Source organism: Hydrogenophaga borbori (genome assembly GCF_003417535.1).
GTDB lineage: Bacteria > Pseudomonadota > Gammaproteobacteria > Burkholderiales > Burkholderiaceae_C > Hydrogenophaga > Hydrogenophaga borbori.
Genome location: NZ_QVLS01000002.1, coordinates 374449 through 399581, shown reverse-complemented (window position 1 = coordinate 399581; position 25133 = coordinate 374449). Strand labels below are relative to the sequence as shown.

26 protein-coding genes are annotated in these 25133 nt (G+C 70.6%); 9 read left to right on the top strand and 17 right to left on the bottom strand.

All coding sequences use genetic code 11. The features are described from left to right. The 6 genes from DY262_RS04835 to DY262_RS04810 are packed head-to-tail and all read right to left on the bottom strand — an operon-like array spanning position 1 to position 4593. Complete coding sequence (locus tag DY262_RS04835) at positions 1-942, bottom strand: metal ABC transporter solute-binding protein, Zn/Mn family (RefSeq protein WP_116957832.1); 942 nt, start codon at positions 940-942, stop codon at positions 1-3. After that, the gene (locus tag DY262_RS04830) at positions 939-1844 is read right to left on the bottom strand and encodes a metal ABC transporter permease (protein ID WP_116957831.1); all 906 of its coding nucleotides are present in this window, start codon (positions 1842-1844) and stop codon (positions 939-941) included. Before DY262_RS04830 ends, DY262_RS04835 begins: the two co-directional genes overlap by 4 nt. Beyond that, positions 1841-2653 carry a metal ABC transporter ATP-binding protein gene (locus DY262_RS04825; RefSeq protein WP_245980818.1) on the bottom strand — a complete coding sequence of 271 codons (813 nt, stop codon included), beginning with the start codon at positions 2651-2653 and terminating at the stop codon, positions 1841-1843. Before DY262_RS04825 ends, DY262_RS04830 begins: the two co-directional genes overlap by 4 nt. Beyond that, positions 2650-3585 (bottom strand): metal ABC transporter solute-binding protein, Zn/Mn family, encoded by a 936-nt coding sequence (locus DY262_RS04820; protein WP_220377552.1) that lies wholly within the window; start codon positions 3583-3585, stop codon positions 2650-2652. The genes DY262_RS04825 and DY262_RS04820 overlap by 4 nt, the downstream gene beginning before the upstream one ends. Positions 3586-3617: 32 nt before the next feature. Beyond that, a complete protein-coding gene (locus DY262_RS04815; RefSeq protein ID WP_116957830.1) occupies positions 3618-4223 on the bottom strand; it encodes a DUF6162 family protein in 606 nt (201 codons plus the stop codon). Between the two features lie 31 nt (positions 4224-4254). Then, positions 4255-4593, bottom strand: a complete 339-nt coding sequence (locus tag DY262_RS04810) for a hypothetical protein (protein ID WP_116957829.1) — start codon at positions 4591-4593, stop codon at positions 4255-4257. A gap of 327 nt (positions 4594-4920) precedes the next feature. On the opposite strand from DY262_RS04810, the gene DY262_RS04805 reads away from it, so the two are divergent. From DY262_RS04805 to DY262_RS04795, 3 genes are read left to right on the top strand one after another with little or no spacing between them, the layout of a single operon-like run. Then, positions 4921-5643 carry an energy transducer TonB gene (locus tag DY262_RS04805; RefSeq protein ID WP_116957828.1) on the top strand — a complete coding sequence of 241 codons (723 nt, stop codon included), beginning with the start codon at positions 4921-4923 and terminating at the stop codon, positions 5641-5643. A gap of 33 nt (positions 5644-5676) precedes the next feature. Continuing rightward, positions 5677-6423 (top strand): MotA/TolQ/ExbB proton channel family protein, encoded by a 747-nt coding sequence (locus DY262_RS04800; protein ID WP_116957827.1) that lies wholly within the window; start codon positions 5677-5679, stop codon positions 6421-6423. A gap of 4 nt (positions 6424-6427) precedes the next feature. Further along, entirely contained in the window at positions 6428-6838 is a 411-nt protein-coding gene (locus DY262_RS04795; RefSeq protein WP_116957826.1) for an ExbD/TolR family protein, read from the top strand. 117 nt (positions 6839-6955) lie between these two features. On the opposite strand, the gene DY262_RS04790 is transcribed toward DY262_RS04795, so the two are convergent. Continuing rightward, complete coding sequence (locus tag DY262_RS04790) at positions 6956-7363, bottom strand: GlcG/HbpS family heme-binding protein (protein WP_116957825.1); 408 nt, start codon at positions 7361-7363, stop codon at positions 6956-6958. A 183-nt stretch (positions 7364-7546) separates the two neighbouring features. Here DY262_RS04790 and DY262_RS04785 point away from each other — a divergent pair, with 183 nt between their 5' ends. Further along, the gene (locus DY262_RS04785; RefSeq protein WP_070397943.1) at positions 7547-8245 is read left to right on the top strand and encodes a Bax inhibitor-1/YccA family protein; all 699 of its coding nucleotides are present in this window, start codon (positions 7547-7549) and stop codon (positions 8243-8245) included. A gap of 108 nt (positions 8246-8353) precedes the next feature. After that, complete coding sequence (locus DY262_RS04780) at positions 8354-8671, top strand: hypothetical protein (protein ID WP_116958008.1); 318 nt, start codon at positions 8354-8356, stop codon at positions 8669-8671. A gap of 102 nt (positions 8672-8773) precedes the next feature. Here the strand turns inward: DY262_RS04780 and rlmD are convergent, their stop codons facing one another. From rlmD to surE, 5 genes are all read right to left on the bottom strand, one after another. Beyond that, positions 8774-10192, bottom strand: coding sequence for a 23S rRNA (uracil(1939)-C(5))-methyltransferase RlmD (gene rlmD / locus DY262_RS04775; RefSeq protein WP_116957824.1), 1419 nt, complete (start codon positions 10190-10192; stop codon positions 8774-8776). Between the two features lie 35 nt (positions 10193-10227). After that, positions 10228-11013, bottom strand: coding sequence for a 3'-5' exonuclease (locus DY262_RS04770; protein ID WP_116957823.1), 786 nt, complete (start codon positions 11011-11013; stop codon positions 10228-10230). 12 nt (positions 11014-11025) lie between these two features. Beyond that, positions 11026-11925 carry a peptidoglycan DD-metalloendopeptidase family protein gene (locus tag DY262_RS04765; RefSeq protein ID WP_116957822.1) on the bottom strand — a complete coding sequence of 300 codons (900 nt, stop codon included), beginning with the start codon at positions 11923-11925 and terminating at the stop codon, positions 11026-11028. Positions 11926-12002: 77 nt separating this feature from the next. Beyond that, complete coding sequence (locus DY262_RS04760; RefSeq protein WP_116957821.1) at positions 12003-12782, bottom strand: protein-L-isoaspartate(D-aspartate) O-methyltransferase; 780 nt, start codon at positions 12780-12782, stop codon at positions 12003-12005. Beyond that, complete coding sequence (surE, locus tag DY262_RS04755; RefSeq protein ID WP_116957820.1) at positions 12779-13561, bottom strand: 5'/3'-nucleotidase SurE; 783 nt, start codon at positions 13559-13561, stop codon at positions 12779-12781. The genes DY262_RS04760 and surE overlap by 4 nt, the downstream gene beginning before the upstream one ends. Before the next feature lie 157 nt (positions 13562-13718). On the opposite strand from surE, the gene DY262_RS04750 reads away from it, so the two are divergent. Then, complete coding sequence (locus DY262_RS04750; RefSeq protein ID WP_116957819.1) at positions 13719-14705, top strand: NADPH:quinone oxidoreductase family protein; 987 nt, start codon at positions 13719-13721, stop codon at positions 14703-14705. 1 nt (position 14706) lies between these two features. On the opposite strand, the gene DY262_RS04745 is transcribed toward DY262_RS04750, so the two are convergent. From DY262_RS04745 to DY262_RS04730, 4 genes are all read right to left on the bottom strand, one after another. Continuing rightward, entirely contained in the window at positions 14707-16158 is a 1452-nt protein-coding gene (locus DY262_RS04745) for an efflux transporter outer membrane subunit (RefSeq protein WP_116957818.1), read from the bottom strand. Continuing rightward, positions 16151-19378 carry an efflux RND transporter permease subunit gene (locus tag DY262_RS04740; RefSeq protein WP_116957817.1) on the bottom strand — a complete coding sequence of 1076 codons (3228 nt, stop codon included), beginning with the start codon at positions 19376-19378 and terminating at the stop codon, positions 16151-16153. Before DY262_RS04740 ends, DY262_RS04745 begins: the two co-directional genes overlap by 8 nt. 12 nt (positions 19379-19390) lie before the next feature. Continuing rightward, positions 19391-20569, bottom strand: coding sequence for an efflux RND transporter periplasmic adaptor subunit (locus DY262_RS04735; protein ID WP_116957816.1), 1179 nt, complete (start codon positions 20567-20569; stop codon positions 19391-19393). 143 nt (positions 20570-20712) lie between these two features. After that, complete coding sequence (locus tag DY262_RS04730) at positions 20713-21210, bottom strand: c-type cytochrome (protein WP_116957815.1); 498 nt, start codon at positions 21208-21210, stop codon at positions 20713-20715. 258 nt (positions 21211-21468) lie between these two features. Here DY262_RS04730 and DY262_RS04725 point away from each other — a divergent pair, with 258 nt between their 5' ends. Beyond that, a complete protein-coding gene (locus DY262_RS04725; RefSeq protein ID WP_116957814.1) occupies positions 21469-22197 on the top strand; it encodes a sigma-70 family RNA polymerase sigma factor in 729 nt (242 codons plus the stop codon). A gap of 52 nt (positions 22198-22249) precedes the next feature. After that, complete coding sequence (locus DY262_RS04720) at positions 22250-23521, top strand: MFS transporter (RefSeq protein ID WP_116957813.1); 1272 nt, start codon at positions 22250-22252, stop codon at positions 23519-23521. Positions 23522-23538: 17 nt separating this feature from the next. On the opposite strand, the gene DY262_RS04715 is transcribed toward DY262_RS04720, so the two are convergent. Continuing rightward, positions 23539-24090, bottom strand: coding sequence for a dihydrofolate reductase family protein (locus DY262_RS04715; protein WP_245980816.1), 552 nt, complete (start codon positions 24088-24090; stop codon positions 23539-23541). A gap of 154 nt (positions 24091-24244) precedes the next feature. Between DY262_RS04715 and DY262_RS04710 the strand changes: the two genes are divergently transcribed. Next, positions 24245-25072, top strand: coding sequence for a metal-dependent hydrolase (locus tag DY262_RS04710; RefSeq protein WP_116957812.1), 828 nt, complete (start codon positions 24245-24247; stop codon positions 25070-25072). Positions 25073-25133: the final 61 nt, after the last annotated feature.

Sequence of the window (25133 nt, the reverse complement as noted above, 5' to 3'; positions counted from 1 at the left end):
TCACGGCGCCAGCGCGCCCAGGCGCTCGGCGTTGGCCTGCAGATCGGCCAGCGGGTCGCGGCCCTCGGTCTGCAGCACGATCAGCCGCGCGCCGGCGGCTTGCACGGCCTGCGCCACGGCGATCGGCGGCTCGCGGTGGTGCAGCGCGGCGGCCACCGAGCCGTCGCGCAGGCGCTGTGTCAGCGCCGCCAGGGCTTCGGGTGTCCAGGCCGCATCGTCCTCACGCGAATCGGTACCCACCAGGTCCAGGTTGAATCCGCTCACCAGGTAGTCCAGCCGGTCGGACAGGCTGAACACCGAGAGATTGGCCGCGCGCGCCAGGCGGGCCTCGCTCCGCGCGGTGACGGCCAGCAGGCGCTGGCGCAGCGCGGCCGCGTTGTCCTGCAGGCGCGGCCTGGCGTGCGGCACCAGGCGCGACACGTCGGCCGCGATCACGTCGGCCATGCGGCCCAGGTTCACGGCGTCGAGCCAGGGCAGCGCGGCTGCCGGGTCCGCGCCCTCGCGCAGCGCGATGCCGGGCAGCGAGGCGTCGAGCGGGCGCGCGGCGTCGATCTCGATCAGGCGGATGTTCTGGCGCCGCGCCAGCGGAAACAGCGGGTCGTCGGGCCAGATGGAGCGCAGCGCGATCACCGCGTCGGCCTGGCGCGCGGCCTGGGCCAGGCCGGCCGCGCCGCGGCTGCCGAAGAAGGCGAGCTGGCGGTTCGCCGGCAGTGTCTCGGGCACGGGCCGCAGCACCGCGATGCCGGTGCCCTGCACCACCGCTTGTGTGAGCGAGGCCACCACCGGGTGCGCCACCAGCAGGCGCGCGGGCGCGGCAGGGGTCGCGGCAGACGGAGCGGCGGGGGCGGCGGTCTGAGCGTGCGCCGCCAGCGGCGCGGTGGCGATCAGCAGCGCCGCCAGACAGGCGCCGCCCAGGCGGCGGGAAACGGAGCGTGGGTTCATCCGGCGTGTCCTTTGAGGGCGGGCGTGAAGCCGCGAACGATGGCGGCGAGCCCGAACAGCGCGCCAGCGGTGAGGATGATGGCCGCGCCCGAAGGCACCGGCAGCTCGAGTTCGATCGGCACCAGGATGCCGACCTGCGTGCTGAGGGTGGCCATGAGCACGCTGAGCCAGAAGAAGCCGCGCAGCGACAGGCTCAGCAGGCGCGCGGCCGCGGCCGGAATGATCAGCAGCGCGCCCACCAGGATGGCACCGATGACCTTGACCGAGGCCACGGTGACCAGGGTGACCAGCACCACGAACAGGTAGTCGAGCAGCTTCACGCGCACGCCGCGCACGCTGGCCAGTTGCGGGTTGAAGCTGGCCAGCATGAAGTGGTTGTAGAGCGGCAGCGTGAGCGCCACCACCAGCGTGGCCACCACCAGCAGCACCAGCAGGTCGCTGGTGTCCACCGTGAGCACCGAGCCGAACAGCACGTTCTCCAGGATGTGGATGTTCACGCGGCCCGACAGCACCAGCAGCAGGCTGGCGCCCAGCGAGAGCGAGACCGCTAGGAAGACGCCGATCAGCGTGTCCGGCGACAGGCCGGTGCGGTTGCGCAGGTACATCAGCAGCAGCCCGAACAGCGTGCAGTAGGCGAACAGGCTGCCGTAGGGCCCGGTGTAGGGCTCGCCCAGCAGGATGCCGATGGCCACGCCGGTGAGCGCCGCGTGGCCCACGGCCTCGGAGAAAAAGGCCAGGCGCTTGACCACCACCAGCGTGCCCAGGCCACCGAGCACGGGGCCGATGCACAAGCCCGCGAGCACGGCGTTGACCACGAAGCCATAGCTCAGCGAGTTCGGCAGCGCGCCGTGCTCGGCCAGGCGCTGGATGGCGTGGCGCAAGGCCTCGATCAGACCGGTCATGCGGCCACCTCCTCGGCGGCGGATGCGCCCTCGTGCCGCGGGCGGTGCGAGAACAGCGCCAGCACGCGCTGCGGCGTCAGCGCCTCGGTGGGCGCGCCGTCGAACAGCACCTGGCGGTTCAGGCCGGTCACCCGGTCGGCCAGGCGCGTGACGGCGTCCAGGTCGTGCTCGATCCACAGCACCGTGGTGCGCCGCTCGCGCCAGTGCGCCAGCAGGTCCTCGAACACGCGCATGCCGGCCTCGTCGAGCGCGGACATGGGTTCGTCGAGCAGGATCAGGTCGGGCGCGGGGATCAGCGCCTGCGCCAGCAGCACCCGCTGGCGCTCGCCACCCGACAGCGCCCCCATGCGGCGCCGCGCCTTGTCCCACATGCCCACCCGACGCAAGGCCTGCTCCACCGGCGCCTGCCAGCGCCGCGACAGGCCCAGCAGCACCGGGCGGCGCTGGCACATGGCCCCCATGAAGTCCAGCACCGTCATCGGCAAGCCGGCGTCGAAGGCCAGGGCCTGCGGCACGTAGCCCACCACGCCGGGCCGCTCGCCCGGCCACTCCAGGGCGATGCGGCCGCGGTGCGGGACCTGGCCCAGGAGCGCCTTGAACAGCGAACTCTTGCCGCCGCCGTTGGGCCCCACCAGGGCATGCACGCCACCGGCGGCCACGCGCAGGTCCACGCCTTGCAGGATCCCGGTCTGGCCAAGGGTGAGGGAGACCCCGTCGAACGCCAGGGCGGGCCCGCCACGGCCCGCCGGGCCGTCGGCGCCGGGAGGCGACGACCCGCGCGGCGGCGCGCCGGGGCGCCCCGCGCTCACGCCGCCTCCTGGATCGCGCGCACCACGGTGGCGAGGTTCTTCGCGATGTCCTGCTCGAACTTCTCGGCCGTGTAGGGCCCGTGCGAGATGTGCGTGAGCGCGTACAGGCGCACGCCGGTCTCGCGGCGGATGGTGTCGACGTAGGCCGAGGGAAAGTCCATCTCCGAGAAGATCACCTTCACGTCGAGCGCACGGATCTGATCGATGGTGCCCTTGAGCTGCGCCGGGCTGGGCTCGATGCCGTGCGCCGGCTCCACCACCGCCGCCACCTCCAGGCCGAACTCGCGCAACAGGTAGTCGTAGGCGCCGTGGATGGTGGCGATGCGGAAATCGGCACCCGGCGTTTTCACCAGCTGGCCAAGCGCGTCGGCGCGCAGCTTGCGCAGCTTTTGCGCGTAGGCGCGGGCATTGGCGGTGTAGGCGGCGGCGTTGGCGGGATCGAGCTGGCCGAGCGCGCGCGCGATGGTGTTGACCTGCGAGATGGAGGCCGTGACCGACAGGAAGGTGTGCGGGTTCACCACCTTGCCCGAGGTGCCGCGCCCCGCGCCCACCGCCGCCAGCAGCGGCACCTGGGCGTTGGCCTCGATCACCTTGAGGTCGGGCTTCTCGCTGGCCTTGATCATGCGGCCCGCAAAGTCGTCGTGGCCGACGCCGTTGAGCACGATCGCGTCGAGCGAAGCGATGCGCTTGATGTCTTCGGTGCGCGGCTCGTAGGCGTGCGGGTTGAAGCCGGCGGGAATCACGGGCACCACCTCGGCGCGCTCGCCCACGATGTTGGCAACGTAGCTGTAGTAGGGGTGCAGGGTCACGCCCACGCGCAGGCGCCTGGCCTGGGCGAAGGCGGGCAGGCCGGTGGCGGCCAGCGCCAGGGGCGTGCTGGCCAGGGCCGCGAGCAGGCGGCGGCGCGCCAAGGGCATCTGAAGGTCTTGCATGGTGATGTCTTCGGTGAAAGTGGGCGCCGGGCTCAGTGCGCGATGTCCTTGCGCGTCACGCCGGCGTCGTAGCGCGTGACCACCTGGCGCCAGCCCTGGCGCATCAGCGCCGGGCCGTCGATGCCCTCGGGCCAGACCACGGGGCCTTCGCGCTGGATCCAGATCTCGACCGCGTGGTGGTGCGCGTGCCCATCGGCGGCGGCGACGGCCGTGGCCGGCACGCGCAGCAGCAGGGACGCGGCCACCTGCGGCTCGGCGCTGCGGCCGACGAAGGCCAGGTCCTGCCCCTGCGGGCTCGAGCGCCACTCGTGCGCACCGCGGGCACGCGCCTCGGGGCCGGGGGCGAAGGGCGGCAGGCCCAGTTCGCGCAGGCGGTCCAGCGTGGGCATGGCCTGGTCTTCGTCGCGCAGCGCGGCGATCTCATCGGCGGCAACCAGCAGGTCGGCGTGCACGCCCTGCTCGGCCGCGTTCAGCTGCGTGCGCGCGTCCACCTGGTGCGCGGCCAGGGCGGCGGCGGCCGGGGCCTGTGAGCGCACGCCGACGACCAGCGCCGCCAAGGCGAGCACACCCGCCGCGGCGAGCAGCACCCACAGGGTTTCGTGGCCGGCGCCGGCCGGCCGCACCACTTGGGTGGTCATGCGGACACCTCCCCGCGGCGCGCAGCGGCGCTCATGGCTTGACGTCGGTGTGGTCCACCTCTACCGAGTGTTCGCCGCCGTCTTCCAGGCGCACGAAATACTCGCCCTCGGGCGGGTGGAAGCGCCAGGTGGAGTCGCCACCCAGCGTGCCTTTGGCCAGCACGCGCTCGTCGTAGGCTTTCACCGACACGGCCATGCCGGCCGCATCGCTGCCGTCGGAGAACTCGCCCTTGCACTGCACCATGTTGTCGGCGGCGGGCTGGCAGACCAGCAGCAGGCTGTGCGCGCTGGACAGGCCGGGCCAGGCCAGCGCGCCCGTGAGCAGGACGGGGGCCCACCGGGCGGCGGGACGGGACAGGAAAGGGGGCATGGGAGTGATCAGGCGGGTTCGTCGATGGGTTTGGATCATAAATGAGAATTGTTTTTACTCTCAAAACAGACCCTCACTCGCCTGCCGGGATCGATCGGGCAAGCCCTCGCCGAAGCGCACAATCGGACTCGGCGGTGTGTCGGCGGAATTTTTTTGCGCCAACCATGAGAATGCGAAACATTCTCGTTTAGAATGCCTCCACTTTCCTGTCACACCCCGTGTGCGCCGCTGTCGCGAAAGGATGTCCTCCATGATCACAGGCCTCGTCGTTCACGTTGCCAGTCTCATGCTGACGCTGATCGCGCTGTACTGGATCTTTCGACGCGAATGAGCTTTGACACGACCGTCCCCGCACCGGCCCCGTCGCGGCGCCTGAACCGCCGCCTCGCCGTGGTCGGCTCGGTGGTGGGTTTTCACGTGCTGGCGGTCTGGGCCCTGCAGAGCGGCTTGCTGCGCCGCGCGGTGGAGTTGGTGATTCCCGTGGAGGTGATGGCCGAGCTCATCGAGCTGCCGCAGCCCCAGGTGACGCCCGAACCGCCGGCCCCGGCGCCTGCGCCGCCCGCGCCCAGGCCGCCGCCGCCCAAGCCGCGCCCGGCCCCGCCGCCGCCGCGCCCGCTGCCGGTGGCCACGCCCTCGCCCGCCCCCGCGCCGATCCAGGCCGCGCCGCCCGAGCCCGTGGTGCCGGCGCCGCCGGCACCCGTGGTGGCCGCGCCGGCGCCCGCGCCGGCACCGCCTGCACCGCCAGCGCCAGCGCCCGTGGTGATCCCCCCCTCCAGCGATGCGGACTACCTCAGCAACCCCAAGCCCGCCTATCCCTCGCTGTCCAAGCGCATGGGCGAACAGGGACGGGTGCTGGTGCGCGCCTTCGTCGACACCAAGGGCATGCCCAGCCGGGTCGAGGTGGCCCGCTCCAGCGGCTTCGAGCGGCTGGACAAGACCGCCGTCGACACCGTGCTGCGCTGGCGCTTCGTGCCCGGCAAGCGCGGTGGCGAACCCGTGGCCATGTGGGTCGAGGTGCCGATCGTTTTCGAACTGAACTTTTCGAACTGAAGTCAACCGCTTTTTCTCAGGAGCCCGCTTTTCATGGATTCGCCGTTCGTCTCATCCGGCCTCGCCCACGTTTGGACCCAGGGTGACTGGGTCACCCGCAGCGTCGCCCTGGTGCTGCTGACCATGTCGCTGGCCTCGTGGATCATCATCCTGTGGAAGGCGCTGGACCTGCGCGCCCAGCGCGCGCAGGCGCGCGGCGTCGAAGGCTTCTGGCACAGCAGCGACTTCGCCGAAGGCCTGGAAAAACTCGGCGACGCCGACGGCAACCCCTTCCGCACCGCCGCCATCGAGGGCCGCGAGGCCGCACGCCACATCACCCACCAGGACGGCGCCAGCCGACCGCAGCTGCACGACAACCTGGACGTGAGCGACTGGATCGAGCGCGCCCTGCGCAAGAGCGTGGACGACTTCACCATCCGCGCCCAGGGTGGCCTGTCGGTGCTGGCCTCGGTGGCGTCCACCGCGCCCTTCGTCGGCCTGTTCGGCACGGTCTGGGGCATCTACCACGCGCTGCTGAGCATCGGCAGCTCGGGCCAGGTGGCCATTGACAAGGTCGCCGGCCCGATCGGCGAGGCCCTGATCATGACGGCCCTGGGCCTGCTGGTGGCCATTCCCGCCGTGCTGGGCTACAACGCGCTGGTGCGTGGCAACAAGGCCGTGCTGCACAAGCTCAACCGCTTCGCGCACGACCTGCACGCCTACTTCGTCACCGGTGCCCGCGTGAGCGTGGGCGCCGAGGGCAAGGTACTGCCCATCAAGCAGCAGCAACAGCGGGGTTGATCACATGGCCATTGGCACGCAAGACACCAGCGACGAAGTCATGAGCGAGATCAACATGATCCCGTTCATCGACGTCATGCTGGTGCTGCTCATCATCTTCATCATCACGGTGCCGGTCATCCAGCACGCGGTGAACATCGACCTGCCGCAGGTGAGCGTCGAAAAAGTGCAGGACAAGCCCGAGAACATCCGCTTCTCGGTGAACGCCGAGGGCCAGTACTTCTGGAACGACCAGCGCCTGGCCGATGGCGAACTGGAGGGCAGGCTCAGCGCCGCCGCCGCGCAGGACCCGCAGCCCGAGCTGCACATCCGCGGCGACAAGGCCGTGCGCTACGAGCGCGTGGCCCTGGCCATGGCCGCGGCGCAGAAGGCCGGGCTGCGCAAGATCGGTTTCATCACGGAGCCCACGCCCTGAGGGGCGGGGACCGCGTCACGTATCGTGGGGCGACCCGGGGATTCTCCATCCCCGCGCGTCGTTTTTAGCCAGCCAGGGCGGTCACCCGCCGTTAGCCAGGCGTTTTTTACCCGATCCTCAAAGACCGAGCGCGGCGATGCCCGCGCGAGCGATCTGCGCGTCCTCGCTCGACTTCACGCCGCTCACGCCGACAGCGCCGATGCACTGGCCGTCCTTCATCACCGGCACCCCGCCCTCCAGCATGCCTTGCAGCTGCGGCGCGCTCAGGAACGAGGTGCGGCCCTGGTTGATGACGTCCTCGTAGACCTTGCTCTCGCGGCGACCCAGCGCGGCCGTGTGCGCCTTGGCGGGCGCGATGTGGGCCGAGATGGCCGGCGCGCCGTCCAGGCGCTGCAGCCACAGCAGGTGGCCGCCGTCGTCCACGATGGCGATGGTCACGTGCCACTGGTTTTTCAGGGCCTCGGCCTCGGCGGCGGCGGCCATGGCCTTCACGTCGGCGGCGTCGAGCTGGTGTTTGGTCTTCATGAACGTCTTTCTGTATTCAAGATCGAAAAGCAGGAAAGCCCGACGATAACCCGGCGATTCCTGACCCGACAGTCACAACTGCCCTTACCGGAGGCCCAAGGGCGCCGGCCAGGAATTTGAGGGCCCCAAGGAACCTCGTGCACAATGCCAGAGTCTTACGGCAGACTTAAGGAGAATTCCACCATGTCCGACCACGTGCAAACCAACGGCCGCTTCGGCACCGCTGTTTCGGCCAGCGCCACGCAACGCAACCGCGTGCTGCGCAACACCTACTGGCTGCTGGCGCTGTCCATGCTGCCCACGGTCCTGGGGGCGTGGGTGGGCGTGAGCACCGGCATCACCGCCAGCCTCACGGGCGGCCTGGGCCTGATCGTCTTCCTGGGCGGCGCCTTCGGCTTCATGTTCGCGATCGAAAAGACCAAGAATTCGGCCGCTGGCGTGCCGATCCTGCTGGCCTTCACCTTCTTCATGGGCCTGATGCTGTCGCGCCTGCTGGCGATGGTGCTGGGCTTCTCCAACGGCGCCAGCCTGATCATGATGGCCTTCGGCGGCACCGCCGCCGTGTTCTTCGGCATGGCCTCGCTGTCCACCATCATCAAGCGCGACCTGTCGAACATGGCCAAGTTCCTGTTCATCGGCGCGATCCTGATCGTGGTGGCGGCCGTGGCGAACGTGTTCATCCAGTCCAGCGCGCTGATGATCACCATTTCCGTGCTAGCCGTGGGTGTGTTCTCCGCCTTCATCCTCGTCGACCTCAAGCGCGTGCAGGACGGCGAGGAAACCAACTACATCAGCGCCACGCTGGGCGTGTACCTGAGCCTGTACAACGTGTTCCAGAGCCTGTTGATGCTGCTGGGCGTGTTCGGCGGCGACCGCGAGTGAGCCGTTTCACCCCATGAAACAAGGGCCTTCGGGCCCTTTTTTCTTGGCCACGGCCGTCAAGTTCCGGCCCGGCCCGCCGAAATGCAAGGGCAAGCCACCAAGACCACCATGCGACGCCCCGCCCTCATCCTGCTCACACTCGCCAGCACCTGGCTGGCCGGCTGCGATGCCCTGGGCATCGAAACCGCCACGCAGGTGAACGCCCGCAAGGAGTCGGAGGGCCGCGCCATCGGCAGCGCCTGCCGCCACGCGGTGCGCAGCATCGAGTCCTGCTTCCAGACCAACCCGCGCGCGGGCAAGGCCGCGGTGTTCGCGGGCTGGCGAGAGATGGATCAGTACATGCGGGACAACAACGTCGTGGGCATGCCCTCCGAAGGCGAGGCGGCGCCGGCCGAGAAGGCTTCGTCGGACAAACCCACGTCCTGAAGACGGCGAACCCGCAGCTCGCGGCGCCGGCGGCCACAGGGCACGCTGCTCCACGAACGACCCCCGCCGGAGCGGCTGCGCCGGCCCACCTCCCCTGATTCGCTACGCGGGGCGCCCGGCGTCCGCCAGCTCGAACACGGCCATGCTCTCGACGTGGGCGGTGTGGGGGAACATGTTGACCGCCCCCGCCGCGACACAGCGGTAGCCCGCCTGGTGCACCAGAAGGCCGGCGTCGCGGGCCAGCGTGGCGGGGTTACAACTCACGTAGACGATGCGCGTCGGGGGCGTCCAACCGCCCCGCAGCTCGGGTTGCTGGTGCAGATCGGCCAATGCCTTGGCCAGGGCAAAGGCGCCTTCCCGTGGCGGATCGACCAGCCACTTTTGCGCCACGCCATCGGCCACCAACTGCTCGGGCGTCATCTCGAACAGGTTGCGGGCGGCAAAGCGCGTGGGCGCGAAGGCCCGCGCCCGGCCTTCGCCGTTGCGCGCCAGGTTCTCGCGCGAGCGGGCGACCAGCGCTTCGCTGCCCTCCACGCCCAGCACCTCGCGCGCCGTGGTGGCGATGGGCAGGGTGAAGTTGCCCAGGCCGCAGAACCAGTCGATCACGCGCTCGTCGGCGCGCGCGTCCAGCAGACGCAGCGCGCGCGACACCAGCACGCGATTGATCGAAGGATTGACCTGCGTGAAATCGGTGGGCCTGAAGGGCATGACCACGCCGAACTCGGGCAGGGCGTAGCTCAGTTCCTCGCCGCCCTCGTCGAGCCGGCGCACGGTGTCGGGTCCCTTGGCCTGCAGCCACCACTGCACGCCATGCCGCTGGCCGAAGGCGCGCAGGCGCGACAGGTCGTCCTCGCTCAGCAGCTCCAGGTGGCGCAGCACCAGCGCGGTGACGCTGTCACCGCAGGCCAGTTCGATCTGCGGGCAGGTTTCGCGCGCGTCCATCTCGAAGATCAGCTCGCGCAGCGGCGCCAGCATGTCGCTCACGTGTGGCGGCAGCACCAGGCACACGCCCATGTCGGCCACGTAGCGGCTCTTGCGCTCGTGAAAGCCGATCAGCACCACGCCCTTCTTGTGCACGTGGCGCACCGACAGGCGCGCGCGGTGGCGGTAGCCCCAGGCGGGGCCTTCGATCGGGCGCAGGATGGTCTCGGCGCGCACCTTGCCCAGGTGCCAGAGGTTGTCCTCCAGCACGCGCTGCTTGATGGCCACCTGCGCGGCGGGGTGCAGGTGCTGCATCTTGCAGCCGCCGCAGGCGCCCGCGTGCAGGCCGAAATGCGGGCAGCGGGGCCGCACGCGCTGCGAGGACTCGCGGTGCACGGCCGTGGTGGTGGCGGCTTCCCAGTTGTTCTTCTTGCGATGGACCGAGACGCTGACCTGCTCGAATGGCAGCGCACCCTCGATGAACACCACCTTGCCGTCGGCGCGGTGGGCGATGCCCTGGGCTTCGATGTCCAGGGACTCGACGGCGAGCGAGCCGTCGGGGTAGGCGGGGGATGTGTTGTGGGGAGACTCTGCGGACATCCCGCGATTGTCTCAGGCCGGCCGCCAGCGATCGCTCACGCCCAGGCCGCCAGGTATTCCTGCCAATGCGCTTCGCCCGGCGCCAGGCCCCCCAGCGTCTCCTTCACGTAGGCGATCTCGCGTTCGTACTCGTCGGGCGTGAAGCCGCCGCGCATTTTCTGGAAGCGGCAATACATGAGGTAGGTGTTCATCACGTCCGTCTCGCAGTAGCGGCGGATGGCGTCGGTCTGCCCCGCGAGGAACTGCGGGTAGACCTGCGAGCCGTCCATGCCCAGCTTGCCGGGAAAGCCGCAGAGCTTGGCCAGGCTGTCGAGGGGCGCGTTGTTCTTCGGCGTGTACATGGCCAGCAGGTCCATCAGGTCCAGGTGGCGCATGTGGTAACGGCCGATGTAGTTGTTCCACTTGAACTCACGGTCGTCCTCGCCCATGTCCCAGTACTTGTTGGCCTCCAGTCCGTGGCGCAGGCCGCGGTAGTGCAGCACCGGCAGGTCGAAGCCGCCGCCGTTCCAGCTCACGAGCTGGGGCACGTGCTTCTCGATCGCCTGGAAGAAGCTCTGGATGACCTTGCCCTCGCTCTGGCTGTCCCTGTCGACGAAGGAGTGGATGCGCAGGCCCTCGGCGTTGCGGAACACGCAGCTGATGACCAGCACGCGCTGCAGGTACAGGGGCATGAAGTCGCTCTGCCCCTTTTCCTTGCGCTCGGCCACCCAGGCGGCGTAGACCTGCTCATCGCTCAGTTCGGCGCCGGCCCCGCGCAGCGCGCGCAGGCCGTCCACGTCCGGGATGGACTCGATGTCGAAGACGAGGACCGGCCAGGCCATGCGCGGCCGGACTCAGCGCTTCGGCAGGTGGGCCAGCGGGTCCACCGGCTTGCCCTGGCGACGCACCTCGAAGTGCAGCTTCACGCGGTCGGCGTCGCTGCTGCCCATCTCGGCGATCTTCTGGCCCTGGCGCACCGACTGGTTCTCGCGCACCAGCAGCGCCTGGTTGTGCGCGTAGGCCGTGAGGTAGGTGTTGTTGTGCTGCAGGATGATGAGGTTGCCGTAGCCGCGCAGACCGGCGCCCGCGTAGACCACGCGCCCATCGGCCGCCGCGACCACGGGATCGCCGATCTTGCCGCCGATGCTCACGCCCTTGTTGGTGTTCTCATCGAAGCCCGCGATGACCGGGCCCGAGGCCGGCCACACGAACTGGATGTCGTCGCCCGCCGCCGCGGGGGCCGGCGTTGGCGCGGGGGCGGGCGCGGGCGCCGGCGCCGCGGACGGGCTGGTTTCGCTCAGTGGCCGCGAGGCCACGCTGCCGCTGGTGACGGGCGCGGTGCCCACGCTCGGGGCCGGGGCCGGGGCCGGGGCTGGCGCCGCGGCGGTGGGCGGCACCACGCGCAGCAGCTGGCCGACCTCGATGGCATTCGGGTTGGGCAGGTTGTTCCAGGTCGCGATGTCGCGGTAGTCCTGGCCGGCGTTGAGGGCGATGCGGTACAGCGTGTCGCCAGGCTGCACCGTCACATAGCCCACGCGGGGCTGCGCGGCGGCAGGGGCCGGGGTGGCCGTTGCCGACTCCGCGGCGGGCCGGGATGTGCCCCGGTCGTCGACCGGTGCGGGACGCGCCACGCGCTGCGAGCCGCAAGCGCTCACGAGCAGGGCCAAGCCGAGCACGGACCAGGTCAGCGCGCGCTGGGCTGTGCGTCCCTGCGCCCGGGTGTGACCCAGGTCGTGTCTTGCCATTTGGTTCATGAAGACTCCACCATTGTCTTGCGGGCCCCGAAGGGGCCCATTTCGATACACGCTCGACGCCGGCAAGGGCGGGACCGTCAGGCGAGGCCCGATTTTAGGGGCACGAAATGAACGGCCTCGAGCTCGGTGCGGACCACGCCATTGGCGGTTTTGTCAACCACCACGAGGTTCTGTCGACCGGCGGCCGTCACGGCCGGTGCCACCAGCCGGCCACCGACCGCGAGCTGATCGATCCAGGCGGCGGGCAGATCGTTCCCGCCGGCCGCCGCAATGATGCCCGCATAAGGAGCCCCCTGCGGGAAACCCACCATGCCATCACCGAAGAGCAGGTGCAGATTGGGCACGCGCAGGGCGCGCAGGTTGTCGCGCGCCTTCTCGTGCAGGCTGCGGATGCGCTCGATGCTGTAGACCTCCTTGGCCACGCGGGCCAGCACGGCGGCCTGGTAGCCGCAGCCAGTGCCGATTTCGAGCACCCGCCCCAGCGGCTGCACGCGCGCCTGGCACAGCAGCTCCACCATGCGCGCCACCACGCCGGGCTTGCTGATGGTCTGGCCCTGGCCGATGGGCAGGCTGGTGTCTTCGTAGGCCTGGTTCACCAGCGCCGAGTCGACGAAGCGGTGCCGTTCCACCGCGAGCATGGCCGCCACCACCGCCGGGTGCGAGATGCCCTGCCCCTGCAGCTTGCGCACCATGGCGGCGCGCACGGCGGCCGAGTCCATGCCGACGCCGCTGGGCCGGGCCGGGGCATGCGCGGGCGGCGCGTCGGGCTTGTGCTGGCGCGCGGGCACGGGGGCCGGCGTGCCGGCCGGCAGGCGGGCCGGAAACCCCGGGCGCTGGCGTGGCGGCGGCGCTTTCACGCGCCCTCCTTGGACAGCGCGGCCGCCGTCGGCACCCAGTAGGCCAGGGTGTCGTGGTCGGTCAGGTCCACCTGCAGGGGCGTCAGGCTGACGTAGCCCTGCTGCGTGGCGTGAAAGTCGGTGCCTTCGGCCTCGTCGCGGGCGGGACCGGCGCTGCCGATCCAGTACATGGTCTCGCCGCGCGGGTTGACCTGCGCGATCACGGGCTCGGCCGCGTGGCGCCGCCCCAGGCGCGTGACCTTCACGCCGCGGATCTGCTCGGCGGGCCGGCACGGAATGTTGACGTTGAGCAGCCAGGCCTGGCCGCGCTGCTGCATCTCGGGCAGCGACGGCAGCAGCTGCTGCACCAGCTCGGCCGCCTTGGTGGCGGCCACGTCCAGGTGGGCCCAGCCCCTCTCGGTCTGCGAAAACGCGATGGCGGGCACGCCGAACAGGTAGCCCTCCATGGCCGCGCCGACGGTGCCCGAGTAGATGGTGTCGTCGCCCATGTTGGCGCCGTTGTTGATGCCGGAGATCACCAGGTCGGGCCGGTAGCCCAGCAGGCCGGTGAGCGCGATGTGCACGCAGTCGGCGGGGGTGCCGTTGACGTAGCGGAATCCGTTGGCGGCGGTCTGCACGTAGAGCGGCGAGTGCAGGCTCAGGGCGTTGCTCTTGGCGCTGTTGTTGTGCTCGGGCGCGACGACCTCGACCTCGACGCCCGGCAGGGCCTTGACGGCGTCGTACAAGGCGACGAGGCCCTTGGCCTGGAAGCCGTCGTCGTTCGAGATCAGGATTTTCATGGGCGAAATTCTATTGACCCGAGGTGTGGCGCTTTCTTCTTATCCCGGGTGGCGTTGCGGCGGCGGCCACGCCCGTCGCCCAAGGGACAAAGCCCACTGCGCGAATGCAAAACCGGTGCCTATCATGCCCCGCCCCCATTCCAAGAGGAGACCCACCATGCACGCCTGGCTGTGCGAGAACCCCATCGGCGTCGACGCCCTGCAATGGAAGGAACTGCCCACGCCCGAACCCGGCGCGGGCCAGGTGCGCCTGCGCATCGAGGCGGCCAGCCTGAACTTCCCCGATCTGCTCATCGTGCAGAACAAGTACCAGATGAAGCCGCCGCTGCCCTTCGTTCCCGGCAGCGAATACGCCGGCGTCGTTGAGGCCGTGGGCGACGGCGTCAAGCACCTCAAGCCGGGCCAGCGCGTGGCCTGCCTGAGCGGCACCGGCGGCTTCGGCACCCACACCCTGGCGCCCGCCGCGCTGTGCATGCCCCTGCCCGACGGCTTTCCCGCCGTGGACGCGGCCGCGTTCATCATGATCTACGCCACCTCGTACCACGCGCTCATGGACCGCGCGCAGCTCAAGGCGGGCGAGACGGTGCTGGTCCTCGGCGCGGCCGGCGGCGTGGGCACGGCCGCCATCCAGATCGCCAAGGCCGCCGGCGCGCGCGTGATCGCGGCCGCATCCAGCGACGACAAGTGCGCGCTGTGCGCCTCGCTCGGCGCCGATGCCACCATCAACTACACCCAGCACGGCCCCCTGGGCGGCCTGCGCGACGAGATCAAGCGCCTCACCGGGGGCAAGGGCCCGGACGTGGTTTACGACCCCGTGGGCGGCGATTTCGCCGAACCGGCCTTCCGTTCCATCGCCTGGCGCGGGCGCTACCTGGTGGTGGGTTTTGCCAGCGGGCCCATTCCCAGCCTGCCCCTCAACCTGGCGCTGCTCAAGGGCGCCAGCATCGTGGGGGTGTTCTGGGGCGACTTCGCCAAGCGCGAGCCCCAGGCCAACGCGGCCATGATGCAGGCGCTGGCCGGCATGTACGCCAAGGGCCAGGTGAAACCGGTCATCGACCAGACCCTGCCCATGGCCGACCTGCGCAAGGCCTACGCGATCATGGGATCGCGCTCGGTCAAGGGCAAGCTGGTGCTGGTGAACTGAGTCAGCGCGCGGCGGTGGTCGCCGCCCCCGCCGACCAGCCACCGCCGATGGCCCGGTACACCGCCACCAGCGCGCCCGCCGTGCCCACCTGGGCCTGCACCAGCTGTTCCCGGATCGACAGCACCTCGCGCTCGGCCTGCAGCACGGCCTGGAAGTCGGTCACGCCCGCCTCGAAGCGCGCGCGCGCCAGTTGCGCGGCCTCGTCGGCGTGGCGCGCGGCCTCCAGCAGGCGCCCGGCGCTTTGCGCGTGGCGGTTGTAGCCGCTGAACGCGCCCTCGGTTTCCTCCAGCGCCAGCGCCACGGTCTGCTCGAACACCACCAGGCCCTGCTGCGCGCGCGCCTCGCTGGCGGCCACGCGCGAGCGGATGGCGCCGAAGTCGAACGGCGTCCACGACAGGCCCACGCCCAGCGCATAGCGCGCCGCGTCGCTGGTGAACAGGTCACCCAGGCGCGCGGCGTTGAAGCCCAGCAGGCCGGAGAGCGAGATCCGCGGGTACAGCTCGCTGCGCGCGATGCCGATGCCCGCGGTGGCGGCGGCAAGCCGGCGCTCGGCGGCGATCACGTCGGGCCGGCGCTGCAACCACTGCTGCGGCGTGCCCACCGGCAGCGCGGCCAGGTCCGTCACCGGCAGCGACGGCAGGGGCCGCTGCGTGGACAGCTCGGCCAGCGCCGCGCGCGGCGGCTGGGCGCTGAGCGTGGCCAGGCGGTAGGCCGCGGCCTCGACGCCGGCCTGCAACACGGGCAGCAGCGCCTCGGTGCTGGCGACCAGGGCGCGCGCGCCGGCCACGTCGAGCTGGCGCGCGCGGCCGGCCTCCAGCCGCGCCTCGGTGATGCGCAGCGACTCGCGCTGGTTCGCCAGGCTGGCCTCGGTCACGCGCTGGCGCTCCTGCAGGCCGCGCAGTTCCAGGTAGTAGCGCGCCACCTCGGCCGCCACGGCCGTGTGCACCGCGTGCAGGCCCGCCTCGCTCGCGCTCACCTGCGCGGCGGCGGCCTCGCGCGTGCGGCGCACGCGGCCGAACAGGTCGAGCTCCCAGCCGGCGACGAAGCTGGCGTCGAAGCTGTTGCCTGTGCGCTCGCTGCGCGAAGCGCCGGGCTGCTGCGTCAGCGGCGTGACCGCTCGTTGCGCGCTGCCTTCGATGGCCACGCCGGGTCGCGCGGCCGCGTCGGCCTCGCCCTGCAGCGCCCGCGCCTCCTGCAGGCGCGCCTGCGCGAGGCGGATGTCGGTGTTGGCCGCCAGCGCGCGCTCGATCAGCGCGTCCAGCGCCGGGTCGTTGAAGGCGCGCCAGAAGCGCGCGATGTCTTCGCCCGGCGCCTGGGCGTTGCTGCCGCTGGCGCCGGCGTTGATGAAGCGCTCGTCCAGCGCCACGGTCGGCGCCTGGTGGTCGGGCCCCACGGCGGCGCAGCCGGTGAGCAGCGCCGCCAGTGCGACCGTGCAAAGGCTCCCCTCACGCATGTCGGGCCTCCGTCTCGTCTTGCCCCAGGCGGTGCGCGCGGCGCGAGCGCAGCAGCGCGTAGAACACCGGCGTCATGAAGATGCCGAACAGGGTGACTCCCACCATGCCAGAGAACACCGCGATGCCCATGGCGCGGCGCATCTCACTGCCCGCCCCACTGCCCACGATGAGCGGGATCACGCCCGCGCAGAAGGCGATGGAGGTCATCAGGATGGGCCGCAGCCGCATGCGGCAGGCGTGCACGATGGCGTCGACCAGCGTCTCGCCGCGCTCCTCCAGTTCCTTGGCGAACTCCACGATCAGGATCGCGTTCTTGCACGCCAGGCCCACCAGCACCACCAGCGCCACCTGGGTGAAGACGTTCAGGTCGCCCGGCTGCATGAAGGGCGGGAAACTGGACAGCCACACGCCGAACAAGGCCGACAGAATGCCCATGGGCACGATCAGCACGATCACCAGCGGCAGGGTCCAGCTTTCGTACTGCGCGGCCAGCACCAGGATCACCAGCAGCACCGAAATCAGGAGCACCGCCGCCAGCACCGGCAGGGTGATGTGCGTGCCCGGGACGGTGAAGTCGCGCGTGAGCCGGTCCTGGTAGCTGAGTTCCGTCCACTCGTAGGTCATGCCGCGCGGCAGCGTGCGCTGCAGCAGGGTCTCGATCTCGCCTTCGGCCTGGCTCGACGAGAAGCCCGGATTGGGCGCGCCGTTGATGTCGGCCGAGGGGTAGCCGTTGTAGCGCGTCACGCGCGTGGGACCGAAGCTGGGCTCCACCGTCATGAGCGCGCCCAGGGGCACCATCTCGCCCGCGGCGTTGCGCGTTTTCAGATTGGTGATGGCCTCGGCGTCGGCGCGAAACGGCGCGTCGGCCTGCACCACCACCTGGTAGGTGCGGCCGAAGCGGCTGAAGTCATTCACGTAGAGCGAGCCCAGGTTCACCTGCATGGTGTCGTAGATATCGGCCAGGTGAATGCCCATCTGCTTGGCGCGCGTGCGGTCGACGTTGGCGTAGAGCTGCGGCACGTTGATGTCGTAGCTGGAGAAGGGCGTGCCCACGGCCGACTTCGGGTTGGCGTACACCTGCCCCAGCGTGCCCCAGACCGCGCCGTACAGCGCCTGCTCGCCCAGGCCGCCGCGGTCCTGCACCTGCAGCTTGAAGCCGCCGACGTTGCCCAGGCCGTCCACCGCCGGCGGCGGCACCACGAACATGCGCGCGCCCTGGATCTGCTGGATCGCGCCGTTGACCTGGCCCAGGATGGCCTCCTTGCTCATCTCGGGCGAGGTGCGCTCCTCGAAGGGCGCCAGGCCGAAGAAGATGATCCCTTCGTTCGGCGCGGCCGAGAAGCCCGCGATCGACAGGCCCGGGAAACCCACCGAGTCGATCACGCCGGGTACCTTGAGCGCGATGTCGGTCATCTCGCGGATCACGGCGTCGGTGCGGTCGATGGAGGCGCCCGCCGGCAGCTGCGCGATGCCGATGAGGTACTGCTTGTCGGGCGCGGGCACGAAGCCGGCCGGGATGCGCGCGAACAGCAGGCCTGTCACGCCCAGCAGCACCGCGTACACCACCAGCGAGACGGTCTTGTGCCGCACGATGTAGCCGACGCGGCGGCCGTAGCCTTCGCTGCGGCGGTGGAAGGCGCGGTCGAACCAGCGGAAGAAGCGGCCGAAGACCTTGTCCATGGCGCGCGTCAGCCGGTCGGGCGACTGGTCGTGCGGGTGCAGCATCAGTGCCGACAGCGCCGGGCTCAGCGTGAGCGAGTTGAAGGCCGAGATCACCGTGCTGATGGCGATCGTCACCGCGAACTGCTTGTAGAACTGGCCCGTGAGGCCGGGCACGAAGGCCAGCGGCACGAACACCGCGCACAGCACCAGGGCGATGGCGATGATGGGTCCGGAGACCTCGCGCATGGCCTTGATGGTGGCCTCGCGCGGCGACAGGCCCTCTTCGATGTTGCGCTCCACGTTCTCCACCACCACGATGGCGTCGTCCACCACGATGCCGATGGCCAGCACCAGGCCGAACAGCGTGAGCGTGTTGATGGAATAGCCCAGCAGCAGCAGGAAGGCGAAGGTGCCCACGATGGACACCGGCACCGCCAGCAGCGGGATGAGCGAGGCGCGCCAGGTCTGCAGGAACACGATGACCACCAGCACCACCAGCGCGATGGCCTCCAGCAGCGTGGCCACGACCTTCTCGATCGAGGTCTGCACGAAGCGCGTGGGGTCGTAGACGATGTCGTACTCCACGCCGGGCGGGAAGCCCTTGGACAGCCGCTCCATGGTCTCGCGCACGCTGTTGGACAGCGCCAGCGCGTTCGATCCCGGGGCCTGGAAGACGGCGATGGCCGCGGCCTCCTTGTTGTTGAGCAGGCTGCGCATGGCGTAGGTCCCGGCCGCCAGTTCCACGCGGCCGACGTCGCGGATGCGGATCAGCCCGCCCGTGGCCGGGTCGGTGCGCACGATGATGTCGGCGAACTCCTCCTCGGTCGTCAGCCGGCCCTGCGTGTTCACCGAGAGCTGGAACTCCGTGCCCTTGGGCGCGGGCGGCGCGCCCACCGTGCCGGCGGCCACCTGCGCGTTCTGTTCGCGGATGGCGCCCACCACCTCGGCGGTGGTGAGGTTGCGCGCGGCCAGCTTGCCCGGGTCCAGCCAGATGCGCATGGCGTAGTCGCCGGCGCCGAACAGGAACACCGAGCCCATGCCGGGCAGGCGCAGCAGGTCGTCGCGCACGTTCATCTGGCCGTAGTTGCGCAGGTAGAGCGCATCGCGGCTGTTGTCCGGGCTCAGCAGGTGCACCACCATCGTCAGGTTGGGACTGCTTTTCTCGGTGGTCACGCCGATCTGGCGCACGATGTCCGGCAGCCGGGGCAGCGCGCGGTTGATGCGGTTCTGCACCGCCGTCTCGGCCGCCTCGGGGCTGGTGCCGATCTTGAAGGTGACCGTGAGCGCCATGCCGCCGTCGGCCGTGGCCGACGAGTCGTAATAGAGCAGGTTTTCGATGCCGCTGATCTGCTCTTCCAATGGCGTGGCCACGGTTTCGCTGATGACACGCGGGTTGGCGCCCGGGTACTGGGCGCGCACCACGATCTGCGGCGGCGCGACCTCGGGGTACTCGGACAGCGGCAGCTGGAAGATGGCCAGCGCGCCGACCAGGAACAGGAAGATCGACAGCACGGCCGCGAAACGCGGCCGGTCGATGAAGAACCGGGAGATGTCCATTCGGGCGCTCCCTTACTGGCCGGGCTGCTGCGGCGCGGCCGAAGTCGGCGGAGGAAGGGGCATGCCCTTGTCGTCCACCTTCAGCACCTGCGGCTGCACCGGCACGCCGGGCATGATGCGCTGCAGGCCTTCCACCACCACGTGCTCGCCGGGCTTGACCGCGTCGCCCAGCAGCACGCGCATGCCGTCCTGCAGGGCGCCGAGCTGCACCACGCGGAACTGCGGCTGGCCGTCGGCGCCCACCACCACCACGGTCTTGCGGTTCTGGTCGGTGCCGATGGCGCGCTCGGGCACCAGCGTGGCCTGGTAGGGCGCGCTGGTGGTCATGGTCAGCCGCGCGGCCAGGCCGGGCACGAAGCGGCCGTCGCGGTTGTCGAAGCTGGCGCGCAGGCGAATGGCACCGGTCTGCGGGTTGAGGCGGTTGTCGACGAAGTCCAGCGTGCCCTGGTGCGGGTAGCCGGTCTCGTTGGCCAGGCCCAGGCGCACCACGGGCTTGGCGTTACCGGCGGCCCGCAGGCGCAGGAAGGTCTGCTCGCTGCCGTCGAAGTAGGCGTACACGCGGTTCGTGGCGGCGATGGTGGTGAGCACCACCTGTTCGTTCACCAGGTTGCCCGCCGTGGCGCTGGCGCGCGACAGCCGCCCGCCGATGGGCGCGCGCACCGCCGTGTAGGCCAGGTTCAGGCGCGCCACGCGCAGCGCGGCCTCGGCGGCCTTGATGTCGGCCTCGCTGGTGCGCGCGCCGGCGGCGAGCTGATCGAACTCCTGGCGCGACACGGCGCGGCTGTCGAGCAGCTTCTGGGCGCGGGCGTACTCGGTCTGCGCCAGCTCGGCGCGCGACTTCGCGGCCGCCAGCTGCGACTCGGCGCGCGCCACCTCGGCCTCGAAAGGGCGCGGGTCGATGGTGAACAGCAAGGCACCGGCCGCGACGCTGGCGCCGTCGGTGAAGTGCACCTTGTCGATGGTGCCGGCCACGCGCGGGCGCAGCTCCACGAACTCGGCCGCTTCCAGGCGGCCGCTGAAGGTTTCGACGTCGGTGACGCTGCGCTGCACCGCGGGCGCCACGCTCACCGGCATGGCCGGTGGCGGCGCGCCCTGCGCGTCGGCGGGGCCGCCGCAGGCCGGCAGAAGGGACAACAGCACGGGGAACAGGACGGCCAGGGCGGGGATGCGCCCGTGGGACTTGGCTGGCATGGGGGTGCTCCAGAAAATGCCGGCGCCGACACCCCCGGGTAGGGGGTGTGGCGCTGAGGGAGTTGCGGATTAAGCCGCAATCCCGGGGGAATTGACGAGGGCTTTTCGAGCGCGTGTGGCGGCCCGCCGACACGCCTGGCGGATCAGGGTTTGCCAGCCGGCGGCGGCGAGGGAAACGCCACCACCGGCGTCCGCACGGCCACCCCGGGCGGGGCGTAGGCCGGCGCGGCCTGGCCGGCCGGGCCGGCGGCGCGCACGTAGGCGTAGATCGCTTTCAGGTCGGTGTCGGCCATGTCGCGCAGCGCGAACCACGGCATGGGCGGGCGCATGGGCTGGCGGGCGCGCTGCAGCCACTGCGCCTCGCTCATCTGCTGGAACTGCTGGCGCAGGTTGCTCGGGTAGGTGGTGCCCCAGGGGCCCTGCAGGCCCACAGCATCGCCCGTGAGCCACTGGGCTTCGGGCACGGCGCCCGCGCTGGGGGCGTAGCCGGGGGTGTGGCAGTCATTGCAGCCCGAGGTCTTGACGAGGTAGCGGCCCAGGGCCACGAGGTCCGTCTCGGGCGGACGGACGGGGGCCGGGCCATTGGCCAGTGCGGCCGTGGACGCGAACAGGCCCAGGGCCAGCGCGGCGGTGCGGAACATGAAAACACTCCTTGTTTTGGTGTGCCGGCATTGTTCGCAAGGGGCTCAGTCCTCCGTCCTAAATCTTTCCTAGGCGAAGCTTAAAAAATACCTAAGCGCGCGCGGCGGTACCGGAAACGCCTACGGCCTTCGCCGCCCGGTGCTGACAGGGCGCATCCAGCAATCCCCACAGACGGTGGGGCGACCGATCCCCAGAATTTCTGCCATGGCCACGCGGCCCTTGAGCCCCGCGTCCAGGCCGTCAGAAGGGACATCCGCATGAGCACCACCGCCTGTTTCGCCGACCCGCGCAACGCCCAGATCCGCCTCTACCAGCCCCTGGTGCGGCGCGTGGCCCGCCACCTGCGCGCCCAGCTGCCGCCCTCGGTCGACGTGGACGACCTGATACAGGCCGGCATGATCGGCCTGAACGAGGCCATCGGCCGCTGCGACCCGGCCGAGGCCGAGGCCGGCGGACTGGAGAAATTCGCCATGCCGCGCATCCGAGGCGCCATGATCGACGAGCTGCGCGCGACCGAATGGGCCTCGCGCGGTTGCCGGCAGAGCCGGCGCGACATCGACGAGGCCGCGCAGCGCCTGCAGCAGCGCCTGTGCCGCCGCCCGCACGACAGCGAAATGGCCGCGGAGCTGTGCCTCACGCTCGATGAATACCACGCGCTGCAGGCCAAGCTGCACCGCTCCCAGCTGATGCCGCTGGACGACACCGGCCTGGTGGGGGAAGAGGACGACGACGGCCTGCACGGCAGCGAGTTCGGCGACAGCACCCACGACCCGCTGAGCGTGCTGGAACAGCAGCGCATGCGCCTGGCCCTGGTCGACGCCATCCAGGGTCTGCCCGAACGCGAACAGCAGGTCATGCTCAGGCACTACGGCGAGGACATGATGTTCAAGGACATCGGCCGCGAACTGGGCGTGAGCGAGTCCCGCGTCAGCCAGGTGCACCGCCACGCCATCGACCTGCTGCGTGCGCAACTGCAGGCGCACTGATATTTCACCGGCGACAGCGCGCGGCGGCGGCCCGGCGTAGCATCGCCCGGCCATGAAAACACCCCACCGAGACAACACGCCCGCCGACCCCAGCCTCATCGATTCCCGCGCCGCCGCCTGGCGGCTGCTCACCGTGCTGGGCCTGGTCACCCTGGGCAACAGCGGCATGTACGTGGTGGCCGTGGTGCTGCCCGCGGTGCAGACGGAGTTCGGCATCGGCCGCGGCGACGCCTCCCTGCCCTACACCCTGATGATGGTCTGCCTGGGCCTGGGCGGCCTGTGGACCGGGCGCATGGCCGACCGCCACGGCATCACGCCGGTGCTGCGTCTGGGCGCGGTGGCGGTGGCCGGCGGCTTCGCGGCCGCCGCGCTGTCCGGCAACATCTGGACCTTCGGTCTGGCGCACGGGCTGCTGCTGGGGCTGCTGGGCAGCTCGGCCACCTTCGCGCCGCTGCTGGCCGACACGGCGCTGTGGTGGCGCAAGCGGCGCGGCATCGCGGTGGCCATCGCGGCCAGCGGCAACTACGTGGCCGGCACGGTGTGGCCGCCACTGGTGCAATGGGGAATCGAGACCATCGGCTGGCGCAACACCTACTTCCTGCTGGCCATCGTCTGCGGCACGGGCATGTTCCTGCTGGCCAACCGCATGCGCCAGCGCCCGCCCGTGGTCGTGATGGCCGCGCCCGCCACGCCCGGCGGCGCCGTGCCCGACACCCGCCGCCCCTTCGGCATGACGCCCGCGCGGGCGCAGACCCTGCTGTGCCTGGCCGGCGTGGGCTGTTGCGTGGCCATGTCCATGCCGCAGGTGCACATCGTCGCCTACTGCGTCGATCTGGGCTTCGGCGCCGCGCGCGGCGCCGAGATGCTCTCGCTCATGCTGGCCAGCGGCATCGTCAGCCGCCTGGTCTCGGGCTGGATCTGCGACCGCATCGGTGGCATCCGCACCCTGCTGTTGGGTTCGGCGCTGCAGTGCGTGGCGCTGCTGCTGTTCCTGCCCTTCGACGGCCTGGTGCCGCTGTACGTGATCTCTGCCCTGTTCGGCCTGTTCCAGGGCGGCATCGTGCCCAGCTACGCCATCATCGTGCGCGAGTACTTCGCGCCGCAGGAGGCCGGCGCCCGCGTGGGCGCGGTGATCATGGCCACGCTGGTGGGCATGGCGCTGGGTGGCTGGATGTCGGGCTGGGTGTTCGACCTCACGGGCAGCTACCGCGCGGCCTTCCTCAACGGGATCGGCTGGAACCTGCTCAACATGGGCATCGCGCTGTTCCTGTTCTGGCGGGTGCGGGGGAGCGGGCCGGGGGTGGCGCGGGGGGCGGCGGCCTGAGGGCGCGCGCCCTTCGTTTATTTCGGCACATACCGCATCGCCACCGCCCCCGAGCCGAACTCGAGCCGGCTCACCAGCCTCAGGTCGACATGCTTCGACAAGCCCGCGAACACGCTCGGCCCATGGCCGGCCAGCCGCGGGTGCACGATGAACTCGTACTCGTCGATCAAGCCCAGCTCCGCCAGGGCCAGCGGGAGCTTCACACCCCCCACGAACAGGCCCTTGCCCGGTTGCTGCTTGAGCCGCCGCACCAGCGGTCCCAGCTCCCCGCGCACGAGCTCCGCGTTCCAGTCGACCACGTCCAGGCTGTCGGACACGACGTACTTCCGCGCGGCGTCGATCGTCCGGGCAAAGGGGTCCACCGCGTGAGACCCTGCGGCCGCCCCCGCGGGCGCCCGGAACGCCGACTCCATCAACTCATAGGTCACCCGCCCGAACAGCAGGGCATCGGCCTGCCGGAGGTTCTCCACGGCGTGGCGGTGCAGCTCCTCGTCCGCGGGAATGGCGCTGTGGTCGCAGCAGCCGTCCAGCGTGAGGTGGATGGAATACCGAAGGGGTCGCATGGGCATGGTTCAGTCCTCGCTGGGGCGGCCGCGGTTCGACGCGAACGCTGGAGCCGGCCCCGTCTGCACGACGGATCAGCCGTCACCGATTCGACAGCCCCACCCGCTTGACAGCCCTTGCGCAGGCGCGCACAGTCGCCCGGTACTCACATGTACCAACATGACCAACCTCACCATCCGACGCCTGCTCATCGACCTGGAAACGCCCGTCGCGCGCCACTGGTGCGGCGGCGACGCCTTCCTCACCGCCTGGTTCAACGCCCTGTCCATGAGCTTTCCGGTGGGCGAGCAGTTCTTCATCGACGCCGTGCGGGAAGGCGCCAAGGCCCTGCCCGCCGACCAGCAGGCGCGCTGGGAAGCCGAGATCAAGGGCTTCGTGGGCCAGGAGGCCACGCACCGGCGCATCCACGCCCTGTTCAACGCGCAGATCGAGAAGCACGGCCTGGTGAACGCGTGGGCGCCGCGCGCCGAGTCGCGCATGGTGTTGTTCGAGGGCGCCGATCCCCGCCACCCGCTGGGCGTGACCGCGGCCTACGAGCACTTCACCGCCCTCTTCGCCGAGTGGCTGCTGTCGCATCCCCAGGTGCTGGACGGCAGCGAGCCGCGCCTGCAAACCCTGTGGCTGTGGCACAGCGCCGAGGAGGCCGAGCACAAGAGCACCGCATTCGACCTCTACCAGGCCCTGGGGGGCGACCACGCCTGGCGCGCGAAATGGATGCGCCGCGTCACCGTCTTCTTCCTCAGCGACGCCCTGCGCCAGACCGTCTCCAACCTGCGGCGCGACGGCACGCTGTGGCGCTGGTCCACCTGGCGCAGCGCCGCGCGCCACCTGCTGGGCCGGCAAGGCCTGCTGAGGACGAACTGGCCGGCCTGGCGGGCCTATTTCCGGCCCGACTTCCACCCGAACCAGCAGCACAGCGAACGCTCGGCCACCTGGCTGCGCGAACACAACGAACAGTTCGTGCCGGTGAGCGCTGCCGGTCGCTGAACGAGTGCGCGTCCCGGGTTTTCCCGGGATTTTTTTCGCCCGCTCAACTTGTATGATGACC

Bases quoted from the DNA above. Each gene is read 5' to 3' on its own strand.
- DY262_RS04770 (WP_116957823.1), bottom strand. From the start codon at position 11,013: ATGGCCTGGCCGGTCCTCGTCTTCGACATCGAGTCCATCCCGGACGTG.
- DY262_RS04720 (WP_116957813.1), top strand. From the start codon at position 22,250: ATGAAAACACCCCACCGAGACAACACGCCCGCCGACCCCAGCCTCATC.
- DY262_RS04765 (WP_116957822.1), bottom strand. From the start codon at position 11,925: ATGAACCAAATGGCAAGACACGACCTGGGTCACACCCGGGCGCAGGGA.
- surE (WP_116957820.1), bottom strand. From the start codon at position 13,561: ATGAAAATCCTGATCTCGAACGACGACGGCTTCCAGGCCAAGGGCCTC.
- DY262_RS04750 (WP_116957819.1), top strand. From the start codon at position 13,719: ATGCACGCCTGGCTGTGCGAGAACCCCATCGGCGTCGACGCCCTGCAA.
- DY262_RS04830 (WP_116957831.1), bottom strand. From the start codon at position 1,844: ATGACCGGTCTGATCGAGGCCTTGCGCCACGCCATCCAGCGCCTGGCC.
- DY262_RS04730 (WP_116957815.1), bottom strand. From the start codon at position 21,210: ATGTTCCGCACCGCCGCGCTGGCCCTGGGCCTGTTCGCGTCCACGGCC.
- DY262_RS04715 (WP_245980816.1), bottom strand. From the start codon at position 24,090: ATGCCCATGCGACCCCTTCGGTATTCCATCCACCTCACGCTGGACGGC.
- rlmD (WP_116957824.1), bottom strand. From the start codon at position 10,192: ATGTCCGCAGAGTCTCCCCACAACACATCCCCCGCCTACCCCGACGGC.
- DY262_RS04710 (WP_116957812.1), top strand. From the start codon at position 24,245: ATGACCAACCTCACCATCCGACGCCTGCTCATCGACCTGGAAACGCCC.
- DY262_RS04795 (WP_116957826.1), top strand. From the start codon at position 6,428: ATGGCCATTGGCACGCAAGACACCAGCGACGAAGTCATGAGCGAGATC.
- DY262_RS04800 (WP_116957827.1), top strand. From the start codon at position 5,677: ATGGATTCGCCGTTCGTCTCATCCGGCCTCGCCCACGTTTGGACCCAG.
- DY262_RS04735 (WP_116957816.1), bottom strand. From the start codon at position 20,569: ATGCCAGCCAAGTCCCACGGGCGCATCCCCGCCCTGGCCGTCCTGTTC.
- DY262_RS04820 (WP_220377552.1), bottom strand. From the start codon at position 3,585: ATGCAAGACCTTCAGATGCCCTTGGCGCGCCGCCGCCTGCTCGCGGCC.
- DY262_RS04790 (WP_116957825.1), bottom strand. From the start codon at position 7,363: ATGAAGACCAAACACCAGCTCGACGCCGCCGACGTGAAGGCCATGGCC.
- DY262_RS04745 (WP_116957818.1), bottom strand. From the start codon at position 16,158: ATGCGTGAGGGGAGCCTTTGCACGGTCGCACTGGCGGCGCTGCTCACC.
- DY262_RS04835 (WP_116957832.1), bottom strand. From the start codon at position 942: ATGAACCCACGCTCCGTTTCCCGCCGCCTGGGCGGCGCCTGTCTGGCG.
- DY262_RS04815 (WP_116957830.1), bottom strand. From the start codon at position 4,223: ATGACCACCCAAGTGGTGCGGCCGGCCGGCGCCGGCCACGAAACCCTG.
- DY262_RS04725 (WP_116957814.1), top strand. From the start codon at position 21,469: ATGAGCACCACCGCCTGTTTCGCCGACCCGCGCAACGCCCAGATCCGC.
- DY262_RS04810 (WP_116957829.1), bottom strand. From the start codon at position 4,593: ATGCCCCCTTTCCTGTCCCGTCCCGCCGCCCGGTGGGCCCCCGTCCTG.
- DY262_RS04785 (WP_070397943.1), top strand. From the start codon at position 7,547: ATGTCCGACCACGTGCAAACCAACGGCCGCTTCGGCACCGCTGTTTCG.
- DY262_RS04740 (WP_116957817.1), bottom strand. From the start codon at position 19,378: ATGGACATCTCCCGGTTCTTCATCGACCGGCCGCGTTTCGCGGCCGTG.
- DY262_RS04805 (WP_116957828.1), top strand. From the start codon at position 4,921: ATGAGCTTTGACACGACCGTCCCCGCACCGGCCCCGTCGCGGCGCCTG.
- DY262_RS04780 (WP_116958008.1), top strand. From the start codon at position 8,354: ATGCGACGCCCCGCCCTCATCCTGCTCACACTCGCCAGCACCTGGCTG.